18 protein-coding genes and 1 pseudogene are annotated in these 18,534 nt (G+C 72.6%); 1 reads left to right on the forward strand and 18 read right to left on the reverse strand.

Annotation, left to right across the window (positions count from 1 at the left end; translation table 11 throughout):
- The first annotated feature begins 44 nt into the window (after positions 1-44).
- Positions 45-887: an RNA polymerase sigma factor WhiG gene (gene whiG, locus JK356_RS17105; protein ID WP_201869081.1), complete on the forward strand. Its 843-nt coding sequence runs from the start codon at positions 45-47 to the stop codon at positions 885-887.
- Between the two features lie 3 nt (positions 888-890).
- On the opposite strand, the gene JK356_RS17110 is transcribed toward whiG, so the two are convergent.
- The 18 genes and pseudogenes from JK356_RS17110 to JK356_RS17195 form a co-directional block, all read right to left on the reverse strand.
- Entirely contained in the window at positions 891-1,454 is a 564-nt protein-coding gene (locus tag JK356_RS17110) for a murein hydrolase activator EnvC (protein ID WP_201869082.1), read from the reverse strand.
- Between the two features lie 102 nt (positions 1,455-1,556).
- The gene (locus tag JK356_RS17115) at positions 1,557-1,892 is read right to left on the reverse strand and encodes a DUF2469 domain-containing protein (RefSeq protein WP_201869083.1); all 336 of its coding nucleotides are present in this window, start codon (positions 1,890-1,892) and stop codon (positions 1,557-1,559) included.
- Between the two features lie 13 nt (positions 1,893-1,905).
- The gene (gene lepB, locus JK356_RS17120; RefSeq protein WP_201869084.1) at positions 1,906-2,670 is read right to left on the reverse strand and encodes a signal peptidase I; all 765 of its coding nucleotides are present in this window, start codon (positions 2,668-2,670) and stop codon (positions 1,906-1,908) included.
- Positions 2,671-2,741: 71 nt separating this feature from the next.
- Complete coding sequence (gene lepB, locus JK356_RS17125) at positions 2,742-3,845, reverse strand: signal peptidase I (protein ID WP_201869085.1); 1,104 nt, start codon at positions 3,843-3,845, stop codon at positions 2,742-2,744.
- A 259-nt stretch (positions 3,846-4,104) separates the two neighbouring features.
- Positions 4,105-4,812: pseudogene (gene lepB / locus JK356_RS17130) on the reverse strand (signal peptidase I); the annotation flags it as partial.
- A complete protein-coding gene (gene lepB, locus JK356_RS17135) occupies positions 4,805-5,506 on the reverse strand; it encodes a signal peptidase I (protein ID WP_201869086.1) in 702 nt (233 codons plus the stop codon). The gene lepB (JK356_RS17135) and the pseudogene lepB (JK356_RS17130), both read right to left, overlap by 8 nt.
- 34 nt (positions 5,507-5,540) lie before the next feature.
- Positions 5,541-5,888, reverse strand: coding sequence for a 50S ribosomal protein L19 (rplS, locus tag JK356_RS17140; protein ID WP_201869087.1), 348 nt, complete (start codon positions 5,886-5,888; stop codon positions 5,541-5,543).
- 133 nt (positions 5,889-6,021) lie between these two features.
- Complete coding sequence (trmD, locus tag JK356_RS17145; RefSeq protein WP_201869089.1) at positions 6,022-6,840, reverse strand: tRNA (guanosine(37)-N1)-methyltransferase TrmD; 819 nt, start codon at positions 6,838-6,840, stop codon at positions 6,022-6,024.
- A 5-nt stretch (positions 6,841-6,845) separates the two neighbouring features.
- Positions 6,846-7,394 (reverse strand): ribosome maturation factor RimM, encoded by a 549-nt coding sequence (rimM, locus tag JK356_RS17150; RefSeq protein WP_201869091.1) that lies wholly within the window; start codon positions 7,392-7,394, stop codon positions 6,846-6,848.
- A gap of 113 nt (positions 7,395-7,507) precedes the next feature.
- Complete coding sequence (locus JK356_RS17155; protein ID WP_201869093.1) at positions 7,508-7,747, reverse strand: RNA-binding protein; 240 nt, start codon at positions 7,745-7,747, stop codon at positions 7,508-7,510.
- A 3-nt stretch (positions 7,748-7,750) separates the two neighbouring features.
- Positions 7,751-8,170: a 30S ribosomal protein S16 gene (gene rpsP / locus JK356_RS17160; protein WP_201869095.1), complete on the reverse strand. Its 420-nt coding sequence runs from the start codon at positions 8,168-8,170 to the stop codon at positions 7,751-7,753.
- A gap of 175 nt (positions 8,171-8,345) precedes the next feature.
- Positions 8,346-8,954: a hypothetical protein gene (locus JK356_RS17165; protein ID WP_236671461.1), complete on the reverse strand. Its 609-nt coding sequence runs from the start codon at positions 8,952-8,954 to the stop codon at positions 8,346-8,348.
- A gap of 167 nt (positions 8,955-9,121) precedes the next feature.
- Positions 9,122-10,537, reverse strand: a complete 1,416-nt coding sequence (proS, locus tag JK356_RS17170) for a proline--tRNA ligase (protein WP_201869099.1) — start codon at positions 10,535-10,537, stop codon at positions 9,122-9,124.
- Between the two features lie 78 nt (positions 10,538-10,615).
- Positions 10,616-12,166, reverse strand: coding sequence for a signal recognition particle protein (gene ffh / locus JK356_RS17175; protein WP_201869100.1), 1,551 nt, complete (start codon positions 12,164-12,166; stop codon positions 10,616-10,618).
- 119 nt (positions 12,167-12,285) lie between these two features.
- Positions 12,286-14,766 carry a [protein-PII] uridylyltransferase gene (locus tag JK356_RS17180; protein WP_201869101.1) on the reverse strand — a complete coding sequence of 827 codons (2,481 nt, stop codon included), beginning with the start codon at positions 14,764-14,766 and terminating at the stop codon, positions 12,286-12,288.
- 52 nt (positions 14,767-14,818) lie between these two features.
- The gene (locus tag JK356_RS17185; RefSeq protein WP_201869105.1) at positions 14,819-15,157 is read right to left on the reverse strand and encodes a P-II family nitrogen regulator; all 339 of its coding nucleotides are present in this window, start codon (positions 15,155-15,157) and stop codon (positions 14,819-14,821) included.
- A complete protein-coding gene (locus tag JK356_RS17190; protein ID WP_374100667.1) occupies positions 15,154-16,461 on the reverse strand; it encodes an ammonium transporter in 1,308 nt (435 codons plus the stop codon). Before JK356_RS17190 ends, JK356_RS17185 begins: the two co-directional genes overlap by 4 nt.
- Before the next feature lie 338 nt (positions 16,462-16,799).
- Positions 16,800-18,395: a hypothetical protein gene (locus tag JK356_RS17195; protein WP_201869110.1), complete on the reverse strand. Its 1,596-nt coding sequence runs from the start codon at positions 18,393-18,395 to the stop codon at positions 16,800-16,802.
- Positions 18,396-18,534: the final 139 nt, after the last annotated feature.

Below are 18,534 nucleotides of genomic sequence, written 5' to 3' on the forward strand. Positions count from 1 at the left end.
CCGCACGACTCGCACGCCCCTGGCAGAACGGCTTCAGACGACGCATGCCAACGCACTCCCCCGGGCCTCCGCACGCGGCTCCCGCAGCACCGGCCGCGGCGGAGGGCGCCTCGGTTCCCGCCCCGCCGACCTCGCTCGACGAGCTGTGGCACTCCTACAAGAGCACGGGCGACGAGCGGCTGCGCGAGCAGCTCATCCTGCACTACTCCCCGCTCGTCAAGTACGTGGCGGGCCGGGTGAGCGTGGGACTGCCGCCCAACGTGGACCAGGCGGACTTCGTCTCGTCCGGGGTGTTCGGCCTCATCGACGCGATCGAGAAGTTCGACCCCGACCGTTCGATCAAGTTCGAGACCTACGCGATCACCCGGATCCGCGGCGCCATGATCGACGAGCTGCGTGCGCTGGACTGGATCCCGCGCTCGGTGCGGCAGAAGGCCAGGGCCTTCGAGCGCGCCTACGCCACGCTGGAGTCCTCGCTGCGCCGCACCCCCTCCGAGGCCGAGGTGGCCCAGGAGATGGGCATCACCCTGGAGGAGCTGCACAGCGTCTTCAGCCAGCTGTCGCTGGCGAACGTGGTGGCCCTGGAGGAGCTGCTGCACGCCGGCGGCGAGGGCGGGGACCGGCTGAGCCTGATGGACACCCTGGAGGACACGGCCGCGGACAACCCCGTCGAGGTGGCCGAGGACCGCGAGCTGCGCCGGCTGCTGGCGCGCGCCGTCAACACCCTCCCCGACCGGGAGAAGACCGTGGTGACGCTCTACTACTACGAAGGGCTGACCCTGGCCGAGATCGGGGAGGTCCTCGGCGTCACCGAGAGCCGTGTCAGCCAGATCCACAGCAAGTCGGTCCTCCAGCTCCGCGCCAAGCTGGCCGACATCCACGGCTGACCGTCAGCCGGGCTCGGGCACCCCGGTCACCGGCAGCAGCCGCACGTCCCGGCCCCGCGCCGGCCCCAGCGGCAGCAGGCTGAGCGGGTCGTGGTACCCCTCGCCGCGGCGCAGCCCGAGGTGGAGGCAGGGCACCGGGCAGTGGTACGCGTCCGGGCCCAGTGTGCCCAGGCGCTGGCCCGCCCGCACCCGCTCTCCCTCGGTCACCTGGGGCAGCACCGGCTCGTAGGTAACGCGCAGCGGCGGCTCGCCCGTGCCGGGAAGCTCCACGGAGACCACCCCGCGCCCGGCGACCTCGCCGGCGAACACGACGGTGCCCGCCGCGACGGCGCGCACGGGGGCGCCGCGCGCCGCGGCCAGGTCCACGCCCCGGTGGCCCGCGGCCCACGGCGCCGCGGGCGCCTCGAAGCCGCGCGCGACGAGCGGCCGCCCGCCGCCGCTTCCGGCGACGGGCCACTGGCCCTCCTGCTGGTCCCGCTGCCCGGCAGCGGGCGCGGTCAGCAGGGCGGCGGAGAGCAGGACGGGCGCGAGGAACTGCCCAGTCAGTGCGAGCACGGTGGTCGTCATGGCCAGCAGCCTGCCGGGCCGGCGGCCCCCGCGGGACCCGGGGCACGCATCTGTGGACAACCTGGCGCCCGGCGGAACGCCGGTCCCCCGTCCGGGTGAGGTTCAGCCGGTGCGGCCGCTCCCGAAGCCGGAGTCCTCGGGCAGGTCGAGTTCGCTGCGGTTCAGCTCCTCAATGTTCACGTCCTTGAACGTGAGCACGCGCACCTGCTTGACGAAGCGGGCCGGCCGGTACATGTCCCACACCCAGGCATCCGCCATGGACACCTCGAAGAAGACTTCCCCCTGCACCGAGTGGACCTGCATCTCGTAGTCGTTGGTGAGATAGAAACGCCGCTCGGTCTCGATCACATACGTGAACAGCCCGACCACGTCCCGGTACTCCCGGTAGAGCTTCAGCTCCATCTCGGTCTCGTACTTCTCGAGGTCTTCGGCGCTCATGGCGTGATCCCCTTCAGCCGTGCGTTCCCTCATTGTGCGCCACCCGCGACGCCCGCACTGCGCGGCGGTCCCTGCGGGCGGCACGCCAGCGGGCGCAGGGGCCGTACAGCCCGGCGCCGAAGACCAGCACCGCTCCCCCGGCCACCGCCAGCACCAGCGGCCCCAGCGGGCCCCGCTCAGAGATCCCGCCCGGCAGCCCGGCGAAGCCCTCCGGGCGCTCCAGCAGCCCCGCACGGCCCAGCGGCCAGGCGACGGCCTCCACCCGCGCCGACACCGCCCCGCGCGGCACGCTGCCGCCGCCGGAGCCGTCCAGCATGCTGCGGGAGTCCAGCGAGTCCCCGCGGTGGTCGCCGAGCAGGAACAGCTCCCCCTCGGGCACCACCGACTCGAACTCCTGCGTGGCACGGCCGGACTCGGCGTCCAGGTACGCCTCCGTCACCGGTTCGCCATTGACCGTGATCCGGCCCCGCCCGTCACAGCACGCCACCGTGTCGCCGCCGACGCCGACGACACGCTTGATCATGGTGGCGTCACCCCAGTCGGGGTCCTCGAAGACCACGACGTCCCCGCGCCGTACCTCGTCGCCGCCGATGCGCTCGGCCAGCACCCGGTCGCCCGCCGCGACCGTCGGCGCCATGGAGTTCGTGGGCACCGCGAACGGCTGGTACAGCAGCGCCGTCACCGCGAAGCCGCCGAAGAAGAGCACGAATCCCACCGCCATGACGACCCCGGACAGCACCCTGCCGCGCCGCGACCCGGCGGCCGGCGCTCCGCTCATGGCGCCCCCTCCCGCTCCCGAGGTGATCACGGTGACCACCCCGTGACCCTACCCAGCGGAAGGGCCGCAGGTCAGCCCCTGGCGTCCGCTTCGGCCACCTCGGCGGCCGCGGCACGCTCCTGGGGCTCCCCCTGCTCGAGGCGCCGCAGCAGCCGCCGCCGGCGCCACAGCACCAGCGGCAGGGCGCCGGCGAGGCCCAGCGCGGCCGGCGCGGCGGAACTCAGCGAGTCGTAGCCGCCGGGCACGGAAAGCGTCGACCACCGCGACACCGGCCAGGCGATCACGATGGCGCGCCCCACCACGTCGTCCTCGGACACCGTCCCCTGGTACGGGAGGTTCTGGTGGTAGCGGGAGTCGAGCGAGTCCTGCCGGTGGTCGCCCATGACCCACAGCCGTCCCTCGGGCACGGTGATGGGCCCGAACGGCCGGTCACCGCAGGGGGTGTTTCCCGGGTAGAGGTACTCGCTCTCGTCGAGCGGCAAGCCGTTGACCAGGACCGGGCCGTTCTCCTTGCACTCCACGGTGTCCCCGCCCACCGCGATGACGCGCTTGATCAGGTCCTGCTCCTCGGAGGACGGCATCAGCCCGATCTTGCTGAGCACGTCCTGCACCGCGGCGCCGAAGCCGCCCGAGCCCCCGGTTCCCTCGCCGAGCCAGCCCCCGGGGTCCTCGAAGACGATGACGTCCCCGCGCTCCGGCTCCCAGCCGAACCACGGGGTGAGCTTGTCCACCAGCACCCGGTCGCCGCGCTGGAGCGTGTTCTGCATCGAGTCGGAGGGAATCGAGAACGCCTGCACCAGGAACGTCTTGATCAGCAGTGCCAGGACGACCGCGACGCCGATGAGGACCGGCAGCTCTTTCCAGAACGACCGGGGCTTCTTCTTGCTCGTGCCACGGCCGCCGCCGTCCTCCTGGCTGTCCTCCTGGCCGTCCTCCTGCTGGTTCCCCTGCGGGTCGCCGCCGCTCCCGTCGCGAGGAGGCTCCGGCTCACCGGTCCCCTCGCTCCCCGGGCCGCCCGGTGCCGCCGCGCCGCCGTCCGCGGCCCGGCCGGCGCCGCCGGCCCCCGGAGCGCCGCCAGTGCCGGGGGAACCGCCCGTGGCCTCGCCGCCATGGGGAAGGCGCTCCTCGTCCGGCTCTCCCGATCCGGACCGCGCGCCGACCGCTACATCCCCCACGCTCACTCCTCACACCGCGCTTCGGCCTGCCCCCGATCCGCAGCAGGCTCATTACTCCCATAACGACTGGGAGTTCCACAGGAATCGGGAGTACCGCTATTTCCTTCTCCCCGGTCACCCCCTCGGCGCCAGCCCGCGGCGCGCCGGGGTCGGGCACGGCGGCGAACACCTCCGCGTCGTCCAGCGTCTGCCAGTGACTGAACGGCCAGGCCACGGCGACCGCCCGGCCCAGGACGTTGCCCACCGGCACCGTACCGTGATGCGGATCGTTCAGGTGATACCGGGAGTCGGCCGAATTCGACCGGTGGTCCCCCATCACGAAGATCCGTCCCTCGGGCACCGTCACCTCGAACTCGATCCGCGACGGCGGGTTCCCGGGGTACAGGTAGGGCTCGTTCAGCGGGTGGCCGTTGACCGTCACCCGTCCCTCGTCGTCACAGCAGGCCACCGTGTCGCCGCCGACGCCGATCACACGCTTGATGAGGTCCTGGTGGTCGTCGTCGGGCAGCAGCCCGGTCCACGACAGGAAGTCCATCACCGGGCCGATGACCGGCGGACCGGAGCCGTCCGTCTGCTGCTCGGGCGTGAGCCACCCGCCGGGATCCTCGAAGACGACCACGTCCCCGCGCTCCGGCTCCCAGCCGAACCACGGGGTGAGCTTGTCCACCAGCACCCGGTCATCGATGCGGATCGTCTCCTCCATCGAGCCGGAGGGGATGACGAACGCCTGTACCAGAAACGTTTTGAGCCCCAGGGCGATCAGCAGCGCCACGCCGATCAGGAGGGGAACCTCGCGCGTGGCGCGGAGCCGCTTGCGCCGCTTGATCCGCTTCGCCGCACGCCGCCGGTCCGCCCGGCCCTCACCCGGGCCCCGCAGCGTCTGACGCGGCTCGGCCGGCTGCTCCGGCCGGTGGCCCTTGGGCGCGGCGTGGCGGCTCGCCGCTCCCCGCTGTCCCCGTCTACCCATGCTCAGACCGCACCGTGCTCCAGCGGCTGGGCGGCCAGCCGATCCACTCGACGCGGCCGATCACCTTGTCCTCGGGGACGGTTCCGCCTCCCGGGGCGCCAAGGTATTCCCGGGAGTCAGCGGAGTCAGAACGGTGATCGCCCATCACCCACAACCGTCCCTCCGGCACTTCAATGTCAAACCTGACGTTCGAAGGGTTGTCCCCCGGATACACGTACGACTCGTCGAGTGGCTCACCGTTGACCTCGATGCGTCCCTGGGCGTCGCAGCAGCGGACCCGGTCGCCGCCGACGCCGATAACGCGCTTGACGTAGTCGCTCCCCGACGAGGGCACGAGCCCCACCGTGGAGCCGAGCGTGCGCAGCAGCCCCTCGAGAGGGCCCGGGTCCGGCTCTTCCTGGACGAACGACCCGCTGCCGTCGAAGACGATGACGTCGCCCCGCTGCACCTCGCCGCCGAAGCGGTAGGCGAGCTTGTTGACGAACACCCGGTCCCCGGCGTGGAGCGTGTCCGCCATGGAACCGCTCGGAATGTAGAAGGGCTGGATGACGAAGGCGCTCACCAGCGAGGTGAGCAGCAGCGTGCCGAGCAGCAGCGCCACCGGCCGACGCACGAAGCGCGACCACCGTCTCCGGCTCGGCTCGGGAGCGGAACGGTGATCGCGCTCGGGCGATTCTTCGTCGGATCCGGTCACGCCGTGATGGTAACCGGCCAGGCCACGGCAGCCGTCAGCTCTCGCGCTTCTCCTTGATCTTGGCGGCCTTGCCGCGGAGGTTGCGCAGGTAGTACAGCTTGGCGCGGCGGACGGCGCCCCGGGTGACGACCTCGATCTTCTCCACGACCGGGGTGTGCACCGGGAAGGTGCGCTCCACCCCGACACCGAAGCTCACCTTGCGGACGGTGAAGGTCTCCCGGACACCAGAGCCCTGGCGGCGGATCACCACGCCCTTGAACTGCTGCACGCGGGAGCGGTTGCCCTCGATGACGCGCACGTGCACGTTGACGGTGTCACCAGGACGGAAAGCGGGGATGTCGTCACGCAGGGACGCGGCATCAACGCTGTCGAGGAGGTTCATGGCCTGCTGCTCTCTTCGCTGATGCCACAGGTCATCAGCGGAATGGTTCGAATGGTCATCGGTGGCGGCCCAGACGCCCCGGCGGCGTCGCTCCCCCTGTGGCAGGGCCGCACGCCGGTCGTGAGCCGACCGCCTATTCTTCCACGCCGGCCGACCGCCGCCCAAATCGACCCCCGGCGTCCCGCTCCCACCCCAGCTCCGCCAGGGTCGCCTCATCATGCCGGTCGAAGGCAGCCGGGTCGGCGGACTCAATCAGGTCGGGCCGGTTGCGGCTGGTGCGCCGCAGCGCCTGGTCACGCCGCCACCGGGCGATGCGGCCGTGGTGACCGGACAGCAGCACCTCGGGCACCTCACGGCCGCGCCACCGCGGCGGCTTGGTGTAGACCGGCCCTTCCAGCAGCCCGGCCATGGGACCCGGCGCGAAGGAGTCGTCGCGGTGGGAGTCGGCGTTCCCCAGGACGCCGGGCAGCAGCCGGGCGATGGCCTCGGTCATCACCAGCACCGGCGCCTCACCGCCCGCCAGCACGTAGTCACCGATCGAGATCTCCCGCACGTCCAGGCGCGCGCCGTACTCCTCGATGACGCGCCGGTCGATGCCCTCGTAGCGCGCGGGCGTGAACACCAGCCAGCGGCAGCCGGCCAGCTCCTGCGCGAGCGGCTGCGTAAACGGCCGTCCGCTGGGCGTGGGCACGACGATGACCGGCTCGGCGCCGCCGGGCTCCCCGGACGCCAGCACGGCGTCCAGCGCCTCGCCCCACGGCTCCGGCTTCATCACCATGCCCGGGCCGCCGCCGTACGGGGTGTCGTCCACGGTGTGGTGCCGGTCGTGGGTGAACGCGCGCAGATCGTGGACGCGCACGTCGAGCTGGCCCCGGGCCCGCGCCTTGCCGACGAGCGAGACGTTCAGCGGCTCCAGGTACTCGGGGAAGATCGTGATGACGTCGATCCGCACCGCCGTCACCCGGACCCGGAGTCGGCGGCCGGCCCCGCCGGACCGGCTGTGTCGAGCAGCCCGGCCGGAGGGTCGATCTCGACCCGCCCGGCGGCCAGGTCCACATGCGGCACGATCTCGCGGACGAACGGGACCATCGCCTCGCCTCCCCCGGTGCGCGCCACCACCAGCAGGTCCTGGCCGGGCAGGTGGGCGACCTCGGTGACCCGCCCCACCTCGGCGCCGGCCGTGGTGACGGCGGTGAGCCCGATCAGCTGGTGGTCGTAGAACTCCTCCGGGTCCTCGGGGCGTTCGTCCGGGTCCACCTCGGCCAGCAGCAGGGTGTTGCGCAGGGCCTCGGCCGCGGTGCGGTCGGTGACCCCCTCGAAGCGCAGCAGCAGGCGGCCGCTGTGCACCCGTCCGCTGGCGATGGTCAGCGGGCCGGCCTCCGGCGGATCCGTGGCGAGGACGGCTCCGGGTGCGAGGCGCTGCTCCGGCTCGTCCGTCCTGACCTCCACGGTCACCTCGCCGCGGATTCCGTGGGCGCGGCCGATGCGCGCGACGACGAGTTCCACTCGGCTTCCGTTCCGTGTCCGTTCCGTTGTGCGTGCCCGGCGCACTCGCCGGCGCTGTCAGCGCGGCGGCCCCCAGGCCACTGCCCTGGGGGCCGCGTCACGTGCTCGCGCGGTCAGCGAACCTCGTCCACGTCGACCAGGTCGACGCGGACGTTCTTGCCGCCCAGCGCTCCCACGACGGTGCGCAGCGAGCGGGCGGTGCGGCCGTTGCGACCGATCACCTTGCCGAGGTCGTCGGGGTGCACCCGCACCTCGAGCACGCGGCCTCTGCGCAGCGTGCGCGAGGCGACCTGGACCTCTTCGGGATGGTCGACGATGCCCTTGACCAGGTGCTCCACCGCCTCCTCAAGCATCCCTTAGCCCTCGGACTCGGACTTCTCGGAGCCCTTGTCGGCCTTCTTCGCCTTGGGGGTGATGGCCTCACCCTTCGGCTCCCCGCCCGACTCCTTGGCCGCCGCCTCGAAGAGCGCGCGCTTGTCGGCCTTGGCCTCCGGCTCCTTCAGCGGGGCCGGAGCCGGCAGGCCCTTGAACTTCTGCCAGTCGCCGGTGCGCTTGAGGATGGCGAGCACCGGCTCGGTCGGCTGGGCACCGACGCCCAGCCAGTACTGCACGCGCTCGGAGTCGACCTCGATGCGCGACGGGTTCTGCACCGGGTGGTACAGGCCGATCTCCTCGATGGCCCGCCCGTCCCGGCGCGTCCGGGCGTCGGCGACAACGATGCGGTAGTGCGGCGAGCGGATCTTGCCCAGGCGCTTCAGCTTGATCTTGACTGCCACGGTTGTGGTGTCTCCTGATGTTGACGTAAGTGGGCCACCGCGGGATGCCACGTGGGGAGGGCGGCGCCGGGGGCCCGGCGGACGCGTCAGCCGGAGGAGAGAGGGATCCTGTACGACTGCCGAGTTCAGCCGCCCATTGTGCCACACCGCCGCCTGGGCACCGGACGGGCCGTCCTCACGCGGAGGCGGCCACCGCCATCTTGTCCGCGATCGTGAAGGGCTTCTTGCACGCTCCGCAGACGATCGGCGCCTGGGCCAGGACCGACGGCACGACGCGGACGTTCCGCCCGCACTCGCAGACGGCCTTGACCCGCACGCCACCGCCGGAGGAGCCGTGCCGCGCCGCCGGACCGCGGAAACTGCGCTTGGTGTCGGTCGCGGTGGCCGCGCTGTGGGCCTTGACGGCTCTGGCGAGCCGCTCGGCCGTGTCCCGGTACCGCTGCCGGGTCTCGCTGTTCATCGTCACCAGCGAGAAGCCGCTGGACGGATGCGGGTCCTCGGTGTGGTCCAGGCCGAGCTCCTCGGCGATCGCGAGGAACCGGCGGTTGTGGTAGCGCCCGGCGCGTGAGGTGTCGCGCACGCCGCGGGCGGCGGCGATGCCGTGCACCGCCTCGTGCAGCAGTCGTTCGAAGGAGAGCTCCGAGCCGCAGGCCGAGGAGGACTCTCCGATGAGGGATTCCGGAGCGGCCAGGTCAGGCAGTTCCGGGTGGTACCGCTGAATGTCGGCCCACGCGTGTGCCAGCTCGGCCGCGAGAACTGGTGGTGTCGTGCTCACGTCGTGCATAACGAGCAAGTCCCCCCGGGTGTTCCGATTCCGGGTCAAGTCCACGAATTTGCACCTACTACTGAGAGAGCCGTAACGGCGATGGCCAGGGATTGCGTGGGGGGTGGGGTGTGGGGGGATGTGTGAAGGTGTTCAGTTGTCGGTGTGGGGGCCCGAGGGCCGCGCGCTCAGTACGCGCGGCCCACGACTGCGACGGTACCGGGCTCGTCATCGGAACCCGGAACCGACCCGTCCTCCGCGACCAGGCAGCGCACCGAGACCGCCTCGGCTGCCAGCCGCTCCTCGCCCTCGGGGCCGAGGTCGGCCCACGGGATGCGGGCCCAGCCGCCCGCGGCGGCGGCCTCGACGGCCTCCTCGACGGTGCGCACATCGCTGGTGCGCGCCTCCCGGCGCTCGCGGGACTGGCGCAGCAGCAGCGCCTGGTCCTCCTCCAGCACCGAGGGCAGCAGCTTGGGCACGGCATCGAGCGAGACCGGCTCCTTGCCGCCGGGAACGCGCCGGGCGAGCATGGCCGTGCCCTCCGCCAGGTCGCGCGGGCCGATCTCCACCCGCACCGGCACGCCCTTCAGCTCCCAGTCCACAGCGCGGCGGCCGAACGGCACGTCGGCGCGGTCGTCGGCCTCCGCCCTGACGCCGGCCGCCTGGAGGGCGGCGGTCAGCTCGCGCACCTTGGCCAGCACGGCCTCGTCGTCCTTGACGGCCATGACCACGGCCTGCACCGGCGCGATCCTGGGCGGTACCCGCAGGCCGTTGTCGTCGCCGTGCGACATGATGAGCCCGCCGATCATGCGGGTAGAGACGCCCCAGGAGGTCTGCCAGACCAGCTCGCGGCTGCCCTCGCGGGACAGGAAGGTGGTGTCGAAGGCACGGGCGAAGTTCTGCCCCAGCTCGTGGCTGGTGCCCAGCTGGAGCGCCTTGCCGTCGCCCATCATGCCCTCGAGGGTGAGGGTGTTGATCGCCCCGGCGAACCGCTCGGCCGGCGTCTTGCGGCCGAGCACGACGTCGAGGGCGAGCGTGTTGACGAGGAAGTCGGCGTAGACCTCGCGGTGGATGAGCGCGGCGAAGTCCCGGGCCTCCTCGTAGCTGGCGTGGGCCGTGTGCCCCTCCTGCCACAGGAACTCACTGGTGCGCAGGAACAGCCGCGGCCGCATCTCCCAGCGCACCACGTTGGCCCACTGGTTGATCCGCAGCGGCAGGTCCCGGTAGCTCTGGACCCACTTGGAGAAGTACTCGTTGATGACCGTCTCGGAGGTGGGCCGGGTGACGACCGGCTCCTCCAGCTGCTTGCCGCCGCCGTGCGTGACGACGGCCAGCTCGGGGGCGAACCCCTCGACGTGCTCGGCCTCCCGCACCAGGTAGGACTGCGGGATGAACAGCGGGAAGTAGGCGTTGCGGGTGCCCGTCTTCTTGATGCGGGCGTCCAGCTCCTGCTGCATCCGCTCCCAGATCCCGTACGCATACGGTCGGATCACCATCGTGCCGCGCACCGGACCGTTGTCCGCGAGCTCGGCCTTGTTGATCACGTCCTGGTACCAGCGGGGGAAGTCCTCCGCCTGCGGGGTGAGTACGGGAGCCTTTGCCATGGCGGGAATAGTACGGCCCGGCGGGCACTGAGCGTGAATCGGCCGCCGGGCCGCAATGCCGTCGTTATACGCGGCCGTTCACTGCGGCGGCAGCATGTCCTTGAACTCCTTGGGCAGCTCGAACGGCACCTCGCCGTTCCCGCCGCTCTCGCCCGCCCGGCGGCGGGCGGCCGCCTGCTCCTCGGCCTGCCGCTTCATCGGGTTGCCGCTGCGGCGGCGGCCCTTGGCCTTCTTCTGCGCTTTGCCCTTTTTCCTGGCCGCACCGCCTCCCATGCCGGGCATACCCGGCATACCCGGCATCCCGGGCATCGCCGGGACGCCGCCGCCCTGGGCGACCTTGGACATCATCTTGCGGGCCTCGAAGAACCGCTCCACCAGGCCCTTGACCGCGCTGACGTCCACGCCGGAACCGCGCGCGATGCGGGCGCGCCGGGAACCGTTGATGATCTTGGGATCGGCCCGCTCAGCCGGGGTCATCGATTTGATGATCGCGGCCGTGCGGTCCACCTCGCGTTCGTCGAGGTTGTTGATCTGCTCCTTCAGCTGGCCCATCCCCGGCATCATCCCCAGCAGCTTGGAGATCGAGCCCATCTTGCGGACCTGCTCCATCTGGGAGAGGAAGTCGTCGAGGGTGAACTCCTTGGGGCCCTTGGCCAGCTTGCTCGCGAGCTTCTCGGCCTCCTGCTGGCTGAAGGTGCGCTCGGCCCGCTCGATGAGGCTGAGGACGTCGCCCATGCCCAGGATGCGCGAGGCCATCCGGTCGGGGTGGAAGGCGTCGAAGTCGTCCAGCTTCTCGCCATTGGAGGCGAACATGATCTGGCGGCCGGTGACGTGCGCGATGGACAGCGCGGCACCGCCGCGCGCGTCGCCGTCGAGCTTGGAGAGCACCACGCCGTCGAAGCCCACGCCGTCGCGGAAGGCCTCGGCGGTCGTCACCGCGTCCTGGCCGATCATGGCGTCGACGACGAAGAGCACCTCGTCGGGGCTGACAGCGTCGCGGATGTCGGCGGCCTGCCGCATCATCTCCTCGTCGATGCCGAGGCGTCCGGCGGTGTCGACGATGACCACGTCGTACTGCTTGTCGCGGGCGTAGGCCACGGAGTCCTCGGCGACCTTGACGGGATCGCCGACGCCGTTGCCGGGCTCCGGGGCGAAGATGCCGACGCCCGCCCGCTCCGCGACCACCGTCAGCTGGTTGACGGCGTTCGGGCGCTGGAGGTCACAGGCGACCAGCAGCGGCGTGTGCCCCTGGCTCTTGAGCCACAGGCCGAGCTTGCCGGCCAGCGTGGTCTTGCCCGCGCCCTGGAGGCCCGCGAGCATGATCACGGTCGGCGGGTTCTTGGCGAAGCGGAGCCGCCGGGTGTCGCCGCCGAGGATGCCGATCAGCTCCTCGTTGACGATCTTGATGACCTGCTGCGCGGGGTTGAGGGCCTTGGAGACCTCGGTGCCGAGGGCGCGCTCCTTGACCTGCTTGATGAAGGACCGGACAACCGGGAGCGCCACGTCGGCTTCGAGCAGGGCGATCCGGATCTCCCGCGCCGTGGCGTCGATGTCCGCCTCGCTCAGCCGGCCTTTGCCCCTGAGGTTCTTGAATGTCGCCGCAAGGCGATCGGAGAGAGTGTCGAACACGGCGCTGCAAATCCTCCAACCCCGCCGTCTGCGGTGCGGGGTACTTCAGCAGGTAGGTGGGTGACAGTGCTCCCCAGCGTATCGGCACGCCGCGGTTGCGGTCAGCCCGCGTCGGATCCTCAGCCCTGGGCCAGCGCCCGCTGGAGGCTCTGCGCCAGCGCGCCGGCCTCCTCAGGCGGCAGCGGGACGCCGCCGGGGGTGGTCACGTAGAAGGCGTCGACGGCGTTGGCCCCCAGCGTGCTGACGTGCGCGCTGCGCACCCGCACCCCGGCTCCCTCCAGGGCACGGCCGATGCGGTAGAGCAGGCCCGGAGCGTCCTGGGCGCGGACCTCGATCACGGTGGCCCGTTCGGAGCCGGGGCGCGCCACGGTGACGCGGGGCGGCGGGGGCGGGGCCACGCGGCGGTGGCGGGGGCGGCGGTAGGCGGCCTCCCGCTCGGCGAGGCGGCCCGCGACGTCGAGGGAGCCCTCCAGCGCGCGCACCAGGTCGGCGCGGAGGCGCTCGGGCGGGGGCAGTGCGCCGAACTCGGCGGCGACGCGCCAGTCGAGGAGGAGTACCCGGCCCTGGCCGAGCGGGTTCGCGCCGCTGAGCCCGGCGGTGCGAACGGTCAGGCGGTGGAGCGCGAGCACGCCGGCCAGGGCGGGCAGTACACCGGGCCGGTCCGGCAGCGCGACGAGGAGTTCGGCGCCGACCGGTTCCGGCCCCAGTCCGGTGCCGGCAGGTGTTCCGGGTTCGGGGCGGGCCTTGAGTGTGAGGACGGGAGCGCCGGTGCGGACCGCCTCCACGGCGAGGCGCTCGGCAGCCACCGAGGGGCGGCCCGGCGAGGCGGGAGGCTGTTCGCCGTCGGCGAAGGCCGCGGTGACGCGCGCCACGAGGTCGCCCACCAGGCGGGCGCGCCACGCCGACCAGGCGGCCGGGCCGGTCGCGAGGGCGTCGGCCTCGGTCAGCGCGTGCAGCAGGGCGAGGGTGCCGGGGGTGCCGACCGCCTCGGCGACGTGACGCACCGTGGCGGGATCGTCGAGGTCGCGGCGGGTGGCGGTCTCGACGAGCAGCAGGTGGTGGCGGACCAGGGTGGCCAGGACACCGGCGTCGGCGGGGCCGAAGCCGATGCGGGTGGCCATGTCGCGGGCGATGGTCTCGCCGGCGCGGCTGTGGTCGCCGGGCCAGCCCTTGCCGATGTCGTGGAGCAGGGCGGCGGTCAGCAGCAGGTCAGGGCGGCTCACCCGGCGGGTGAGCGCGGCGGCATGGACGGCGGTCTCGACGAGGTGCCGGTCCACGGTCCAGCGGTGGACGGGGTTGCGCTGCGGGCGGCAGCGGACGCGCTCCCAGTCGGGCAGCAGGCGGGTAATGACCCCGGCGGCCTCCAGCGCCTCCCACACGGGCACGGTGTCGGGGCCGGCGCCGAGCAGGGTGACGAACTGCTCCCGGGCCTCGGCGGGCCAGGGCACGGGCAGCTCCGCGGCGGCGGCCAGAGCGTGCGCGGCGGGCAGAGCGAGCGGCAGCCCGGCCTGGGCCGCGGCGGCGGCGGCCCGCAGCGGCAGCACGGGATCGCGGTCGGGGCGCGCGGTGCGGGCGAGTACCGCCTCGCCGTCCTGCTCGACGACGCCCTCCGCGAGCGGCGTGCGCGCCGGGCCCCTGGCGGTGGTGCCGGACGGCCTGCCGGGCAGCAGGCCGCGCAGGCCCCGCCGGGCGGAGCGGGCGCGCAGCACGCGGCCGACCTCGCGCCAGGTGACGCCACAGGCGTAGGCCAGGGTGCGGGCGGCCTCGTAGACACGGCGCAGCAGCGCGTCGCCATCCAGGAGCCCGAGAGCCTTGGCGACCTGGTCCTGGTCCTCCAGGGCCAGGCGGTCGGTGGCACGGCCGGTGGTCAGCTGGAGCGCGTCGCGGACGTCCAGCAGGGTGTTGCGGGCCGCGGCGAGGCCCTGGCGGGGGGCGTCGGCGACCCAGGAGGCGGCGACGGCGCGCAGCGCGGTGGCGTCGCGCAGGCCGCCGCGGGCCTCCTTCAGGTCGGGTTCCAGCAGGAACGGCAGTTCGCCGTGGCGCTCGGCGCGCTCACGGCCGAGCTCGCGCAGCGCGGGCAGCAGCCTGGGGGCCTGGGAGCGCCACTGGGCCAGGATGGAGGTGCGCAGTTCGGCGGTGAGGGTGCCGTCCCCCGCGAGATGCCGGGCATCGAGGAGGCCGAGGTGGACCTTCAGGTCGGCCGCGGCGGTCTCCCGCGCCTCCCGCGGGGTGCGCACGGAGTGGTCGAGTGCCAGGCCGAGGTCCCACACGGGGTACCACAGGCGGTCGGCGAGCGCCGCGATCTCCCGGGCGGGAGCGCCGCCGTCGTGCAGGAGCAGCAGGTCGAGGTCGCTGCGCGGGGAGAGTTCGCCGCGGCCGTAGCCGCCCACGGCGACGAGCGCGACGCGCGTGGGCCGCGGCCCCGCGGCCAGCAGCCCGGCGAGCCAGTCGTCCGTGAGGCGGGCGAGTTCCGCGCGGCGCGGCGGCCCGGTCAGCGCCCCCGCGCCGCCGGGCGCGGTGAGCAGGCGCAGCCGGGCCGCCGCGTAGCCGCGGCCGGGGTCCGCCTGGGCGCGGGTTGTGGCTGGTGTCTCCGCTGTCATGCGGTCCCCGGTTTCCTGTCGTGCGCAGATCGTGTGCGCAGGGCGTCGGTGGTCAGAGAGCGTCGGGTCCGCGCTCCCCGGTGCGGACCCGGACGGCCGTGTCCACCGGGAGGCACCAGACCTTGCCGTCGCCGATCTTGCCGGTGCGGGCCGCCTTGACGACGACGTCGATGAGCTGGTCGGCGTCGGCGTCCTCGGCGAGGATCTCGACGCGCACCTTGGGCACGAGATCGACGGTGTACTCCGCGCCGCGGTAGACCTCGGTGTGGCCCCGCTGGCGGCCGTAGCCGCTGGCCTCGGTGACGGTCATGCCGTGCACCCCGAAGGCCTGGAGCGCCTCCTTGACCTCGTCGAGCCGGTGCGGCTTGATCACCGCGGTGATGAGCTTCATGCGTCCACCTTCTTCACGTCCGCCGCGACAGGGGCGGGGACACCGTTGCTGGCGCCGGCGGAACCGCTGCCGGCCTGGCTGAAGTCGTACCCGGTCTCCGCGTGGTAGGCGAGGTCCAGACCGCCGGTCTCCTCCTCCTCGGAGGCCCGGAAGCCGATGGTGCGCTGGATCAGCAGGGCGAGCAGGTAGCTGACGACGAACGAGTACGCCATGACGGATACGGCGCCGAGCGCCTGCTTGCCGAACTGCTCGGTGCCCGCCCGGCCCTGGGTGGCGAGGAAGCCCACCATCAGGGTGCCGATGAGGCCGCCGACGAGGTGGACGCCGACCACGTCGAGCGAGTCGTCGTAGCCGAGCTTGAACTTCAGGCTCACGGCCCAGGAGCAGGCGACGCCCGCGACGATGCCGATGAGCATGGCGCCCATGGGGTTGACGTGCGCACCGGACGGCGTGATGGCAACCAGGCCCGCGATCGCGCCGGAGGCGGCCCCGAGTGTGGTGAACGCGCCGTGGCGGATCCGCTCGTAGGCGAGCCAGCCGACGACGGCGGCGCCCGTGGCGACCTGGGTGTTGAGGGCCATCAGGGAGGAGGTGCCGTCCGGCGCGAGCTCCGACCCGGCGTTGAAGCCGAACCAGCCGAACCACAGCAGCGCGGCGCCGAGGAGCACCATCGGCAGGTTGTGCGGCCGCATGGGCTCCTTCTTGAAGCCGATGCGCCTGCCGACGACGAGGACGGCCCCGAGGGCTCCGGCGCCGGCGTTGATGTGGACCGCGGTGCCGCCGGCGAAGTCAATCACGCCCAGGTCATACAGCCACCCGTCCTCAGCCCAGACCCAGTGGGCGACCGGGAAGTACACGACCGTGGCCCACAGCGTGATGAACAGCGCCCAGCTCGCGAACTTGACGCGGTCGGCGAGGGCGCCGCTCATCAGGGCCGGGGTCAGGATGGCGAACATGAGCTGGAAAACCGCGAAGGACAGCAGGGCGCCGTCGAGTTCGCCGTCGACCAGGTAGATGTCCTGCGGGAATCCGGCGGCCTCCAGGTCACCGATGATTCCGCCGCTGTCCCCGCTGAAGGCCAGGCTGAAGCCGTACAGCACCCACAGCAGGCTGATGATGCCCAGCGAGATGAAGGACATCATGAGCATGTTGAGCGCGCTTTTGACCCGGACCATGCCGCCGTAGAAAAAGGCGAGCCCGGGGGTCATCAGCATGACCATCGCGGCGCTGATCACAACAAAGGCGATATTCGCTGCTTCCAAGGTGAACGTCTCCTCGGGGTTTACGACCCGTGCGGGCGGGATCGGGGTCGGGCATGATGCGCCAGACTTCCCGAGCACCGTTTCCGCCGGGGGCCGCGCGTGTTTCGCCAGCGTGACGATGGGTGCGCCCGTGTTACACCGGGATGACGTTTATCGTTCCTTTACCAAAGGCCGGGTACTGTGCCAGGCCACTTCACTGGCGGGGATTCCGCCGTCACGTACGGCGGGTCCGGCAGGGGCCGGGGCGGGGTCCGGGCGAGTGTGCGGCCGGGCCCGGCCGCGGCGCCGCCGCCCGGCGGCCCGCGGGGAGGCGGCGCCGGACCGCCGGCGCGACGCCGCGGCCGGTGACGTAAGGACGGGAGGGGGCCGGCCGGCAGCCTTCAGACCGCCTGGCTGGCGGCGGCGTCCCGTCGTTCCGGCAGCTCGTGGGTCACGCGCTCGGCCAGCTCGGCCACCGGGCGGGCCCGGGCGAAGTCACGCAGCGCCGTGGCGGAGGTCTTCCGCAGCCGGTTGCTGACGCGCTCAGAGCGAAGCTGCCCGGCGAGGTCCACGGCCCGGGCGGCGCAGGCCGCGCCCTGCTCGGCGTCCCGCGCCAGGAAGTGCACGGTGGCCATGCCGATCAGATTGAGTGCATACGAACGGCGGTGGCCGCCGCCCCCCTCCTGGGCGCACTCGCGGCCGAACAGCTCGACGGCACGCTCCATCAGCGGGCGGGCGGTGGCGACGTACCACTGGCTGTGCCCGGCCACGTAGGCGAGGTCGCGGTAGGAGTGGGCGGTCTCCGCGTGCAGTTCGGCCTCGGAGAAGAAGCGGATCCAGTCCGGTTCCGGCTCTCCCGGCTCGATCTCGGCGAAGGCGTCCTGGGCCATGCGCACGGCGCGGTGGCAGCGCGGCGGCTGCCCCAGCGTGGCGTAGGCGCGGGCCTCCATCGCGTACAGCATCGAGCGGGTGCGCGCGGTCGCGCCGTCCCGGCTGCCGTACTGGGCGAGGTGGATGAGCTCCAGCGCGTCGTCGGCGCGGCCCAGGTGGATCATCTGGCGGCTCATCTCGGACAGGATGTACGCCCCCAGCGGCCGGTCGCCCGCCTCCTTGGCGGCGTGCAGGGCCAGGACGAAGTACTTCTGGGCGGTGGGCTGGAGGCCGACGTCGTAGCTCATCCAGCCCGCCAGCTCGGCCAGCTCGGCCGTGACGCGGAAGAGCCGCTGGCGCACGGGGGCGGGGTGAGGCTCCTGCAGCAGGTCGGTGACCTCGTGCAGCTGGCCGACGACGGCCTTGCGCCGCAGGCCGCCGCCGGACTGGGCGTCCCAGCGGCGGAACTCGGCGGTCGTGCGCTCAAGCATCTCCAGCTCCGGGCCGGACAGGGGGCCGGAGCGGCGGGGCCGGTCTCCCGGCTGGCGGGACAGCGCGGTCAGCCCCGGGGCGCCGGTGCCGTCCGCCGGGTCAGCGGCCTGGCCGGGCGTGCCGTGGGATGCAGCCGTGGCCGGTGCCGCGTACCCGGCCGGGGACTGTGCCGGGGAGGGGACGAGCCACCGCTGCATGGGCTCGATGAGGCCGGGCCCCGCGGACATCGACAGCGAGGTGCCGAGGTAGCCGCGGCGGCCGAGCATGAGGTCGCTGCGGGAGAACTCGTTGATCAGCGCCACCGTCTGCGGGCCGGCCCAGGGCAGGTCGATGCCGGAGACCGCGGCGGACTGGCGGGCCGAACGCAGCCCGAGGTCCTCGATGCTGACGACGCAGCCGAAGCGCTCGGAGAACAGGTCGGACAGGATGCGCGGGATCGGCTCGCGGGGCTGCTCACCGTCCAGCCAGCGGCGCACGCGGGAGGTGTCGGTGCTGATGTGGTGGGCTCCCAGGTGCCGGGCACGGCGGTTCACCTGCCGGGCCAGCTCGCCCTTGGACCAGCCGCTGCGCTGGAACCACGAGGTGAGCCGGTCATTGGGGCGCCGGGTGGTGATCCCGCTGCCATCGCCACTCATCGTCACGCCCCTTCGCCCTCGAGCACGTAACTGACGGTGTGTCTTACTGACGCACCGAAAGTAATCCTACGATCACGGTGACGACGACCGGCAAGCCGCAATCGCCACCATTCGCCACCCCCTCGAAGGAACCTCATGC

The organism is Streptomyces sp. 7-21 (assembly GCF_016741785.1).
GTDB lineage: Bacteria > Actinomycetota > Actinomycetes > Streptomycetales > Streptomycetaceae > Streptomyces.

Excerpts from the sequence above, each read along its gene's own strand:
- JK356_RS17195 (WP_201869110.1), bottom strand. The coding sequence starts at position 18,395 with ATGAGTGGCGATGGCAGCGGGATCACCACCCGGCGCCCCAATGACCGG.
- JK356_RS17155 (WP_201869093.1), bottom strand. The coding sequence starts at position 7,747 with ATGCTTGAGGAGGCGGTGGAGCACCTGGTCAAGGGCATCGTCGACCAT.
- JK356_RS17115 (WP_201869083.1), bottom strand. The coding sequence starts at position 1,892 with ATGAGCGCCGAAGACCTCGAGAAGTACGAGACCGAGATGGAGCTGAAG.
- proS (WP_201869099.1), bottom strand. The coding sequence starts at position 10,537 with ATGGCAAAGGCTCCCGTACTCACCCCGCAGGCGGAGGACTTCCCCCGC.
- JK356_RS17180 (WP_201869101.1), bottom strand. The coding sequence starts at position 14,766 with ATGACAGCGGAGACACCAGCCACAACCCGCGCCCAGGCGGACCCCGGC.
- lepB (WP_201869084.1), bottom strand. The coding sequence starts at position 2,670 with ATGAGCGGAGCGCCGGCCGCCGGGTCGCGGCGCGGCAGGGTGCTGTCC.
- rplS (WP_201869087.1), bottom strand. The coding sequence starts at position 5,888 with ATGAACCTCCTCGACAGCGTTGATGCCGCGTCCCTGCGTGACGACATC.
- whiG (WP_201869081.1), top strand. The coding sequence starts at position 45 with ATGCCAACGCACTCCCCCGGGCCTCCGCACGCGGCTCCCGCAGCACCG.
- JK356_RS17185 (WP_201869105.1), bottom strand. The coding sequence starts at position 15,157 with ATGAAGCTCATCACCGCGGTGATCAAGCCGCACCGGCTCGACGAGGTC.
- JK356_RS17165 (WP_236671461.1), bottom strand. The coding sequence starts at position 8,954 with ATGCACGACGTGAGCACGACACCACCAGTTCTCGCGGCCGAGCTGGCA.
- JK356_RS17110 (WP_201869082.1), bottom strand. The coding sequence starts at position 1,454 with ATGACGACCACCGTGCTCGCACTGACTGGGCAGTTCCTCGCGCCCGTC.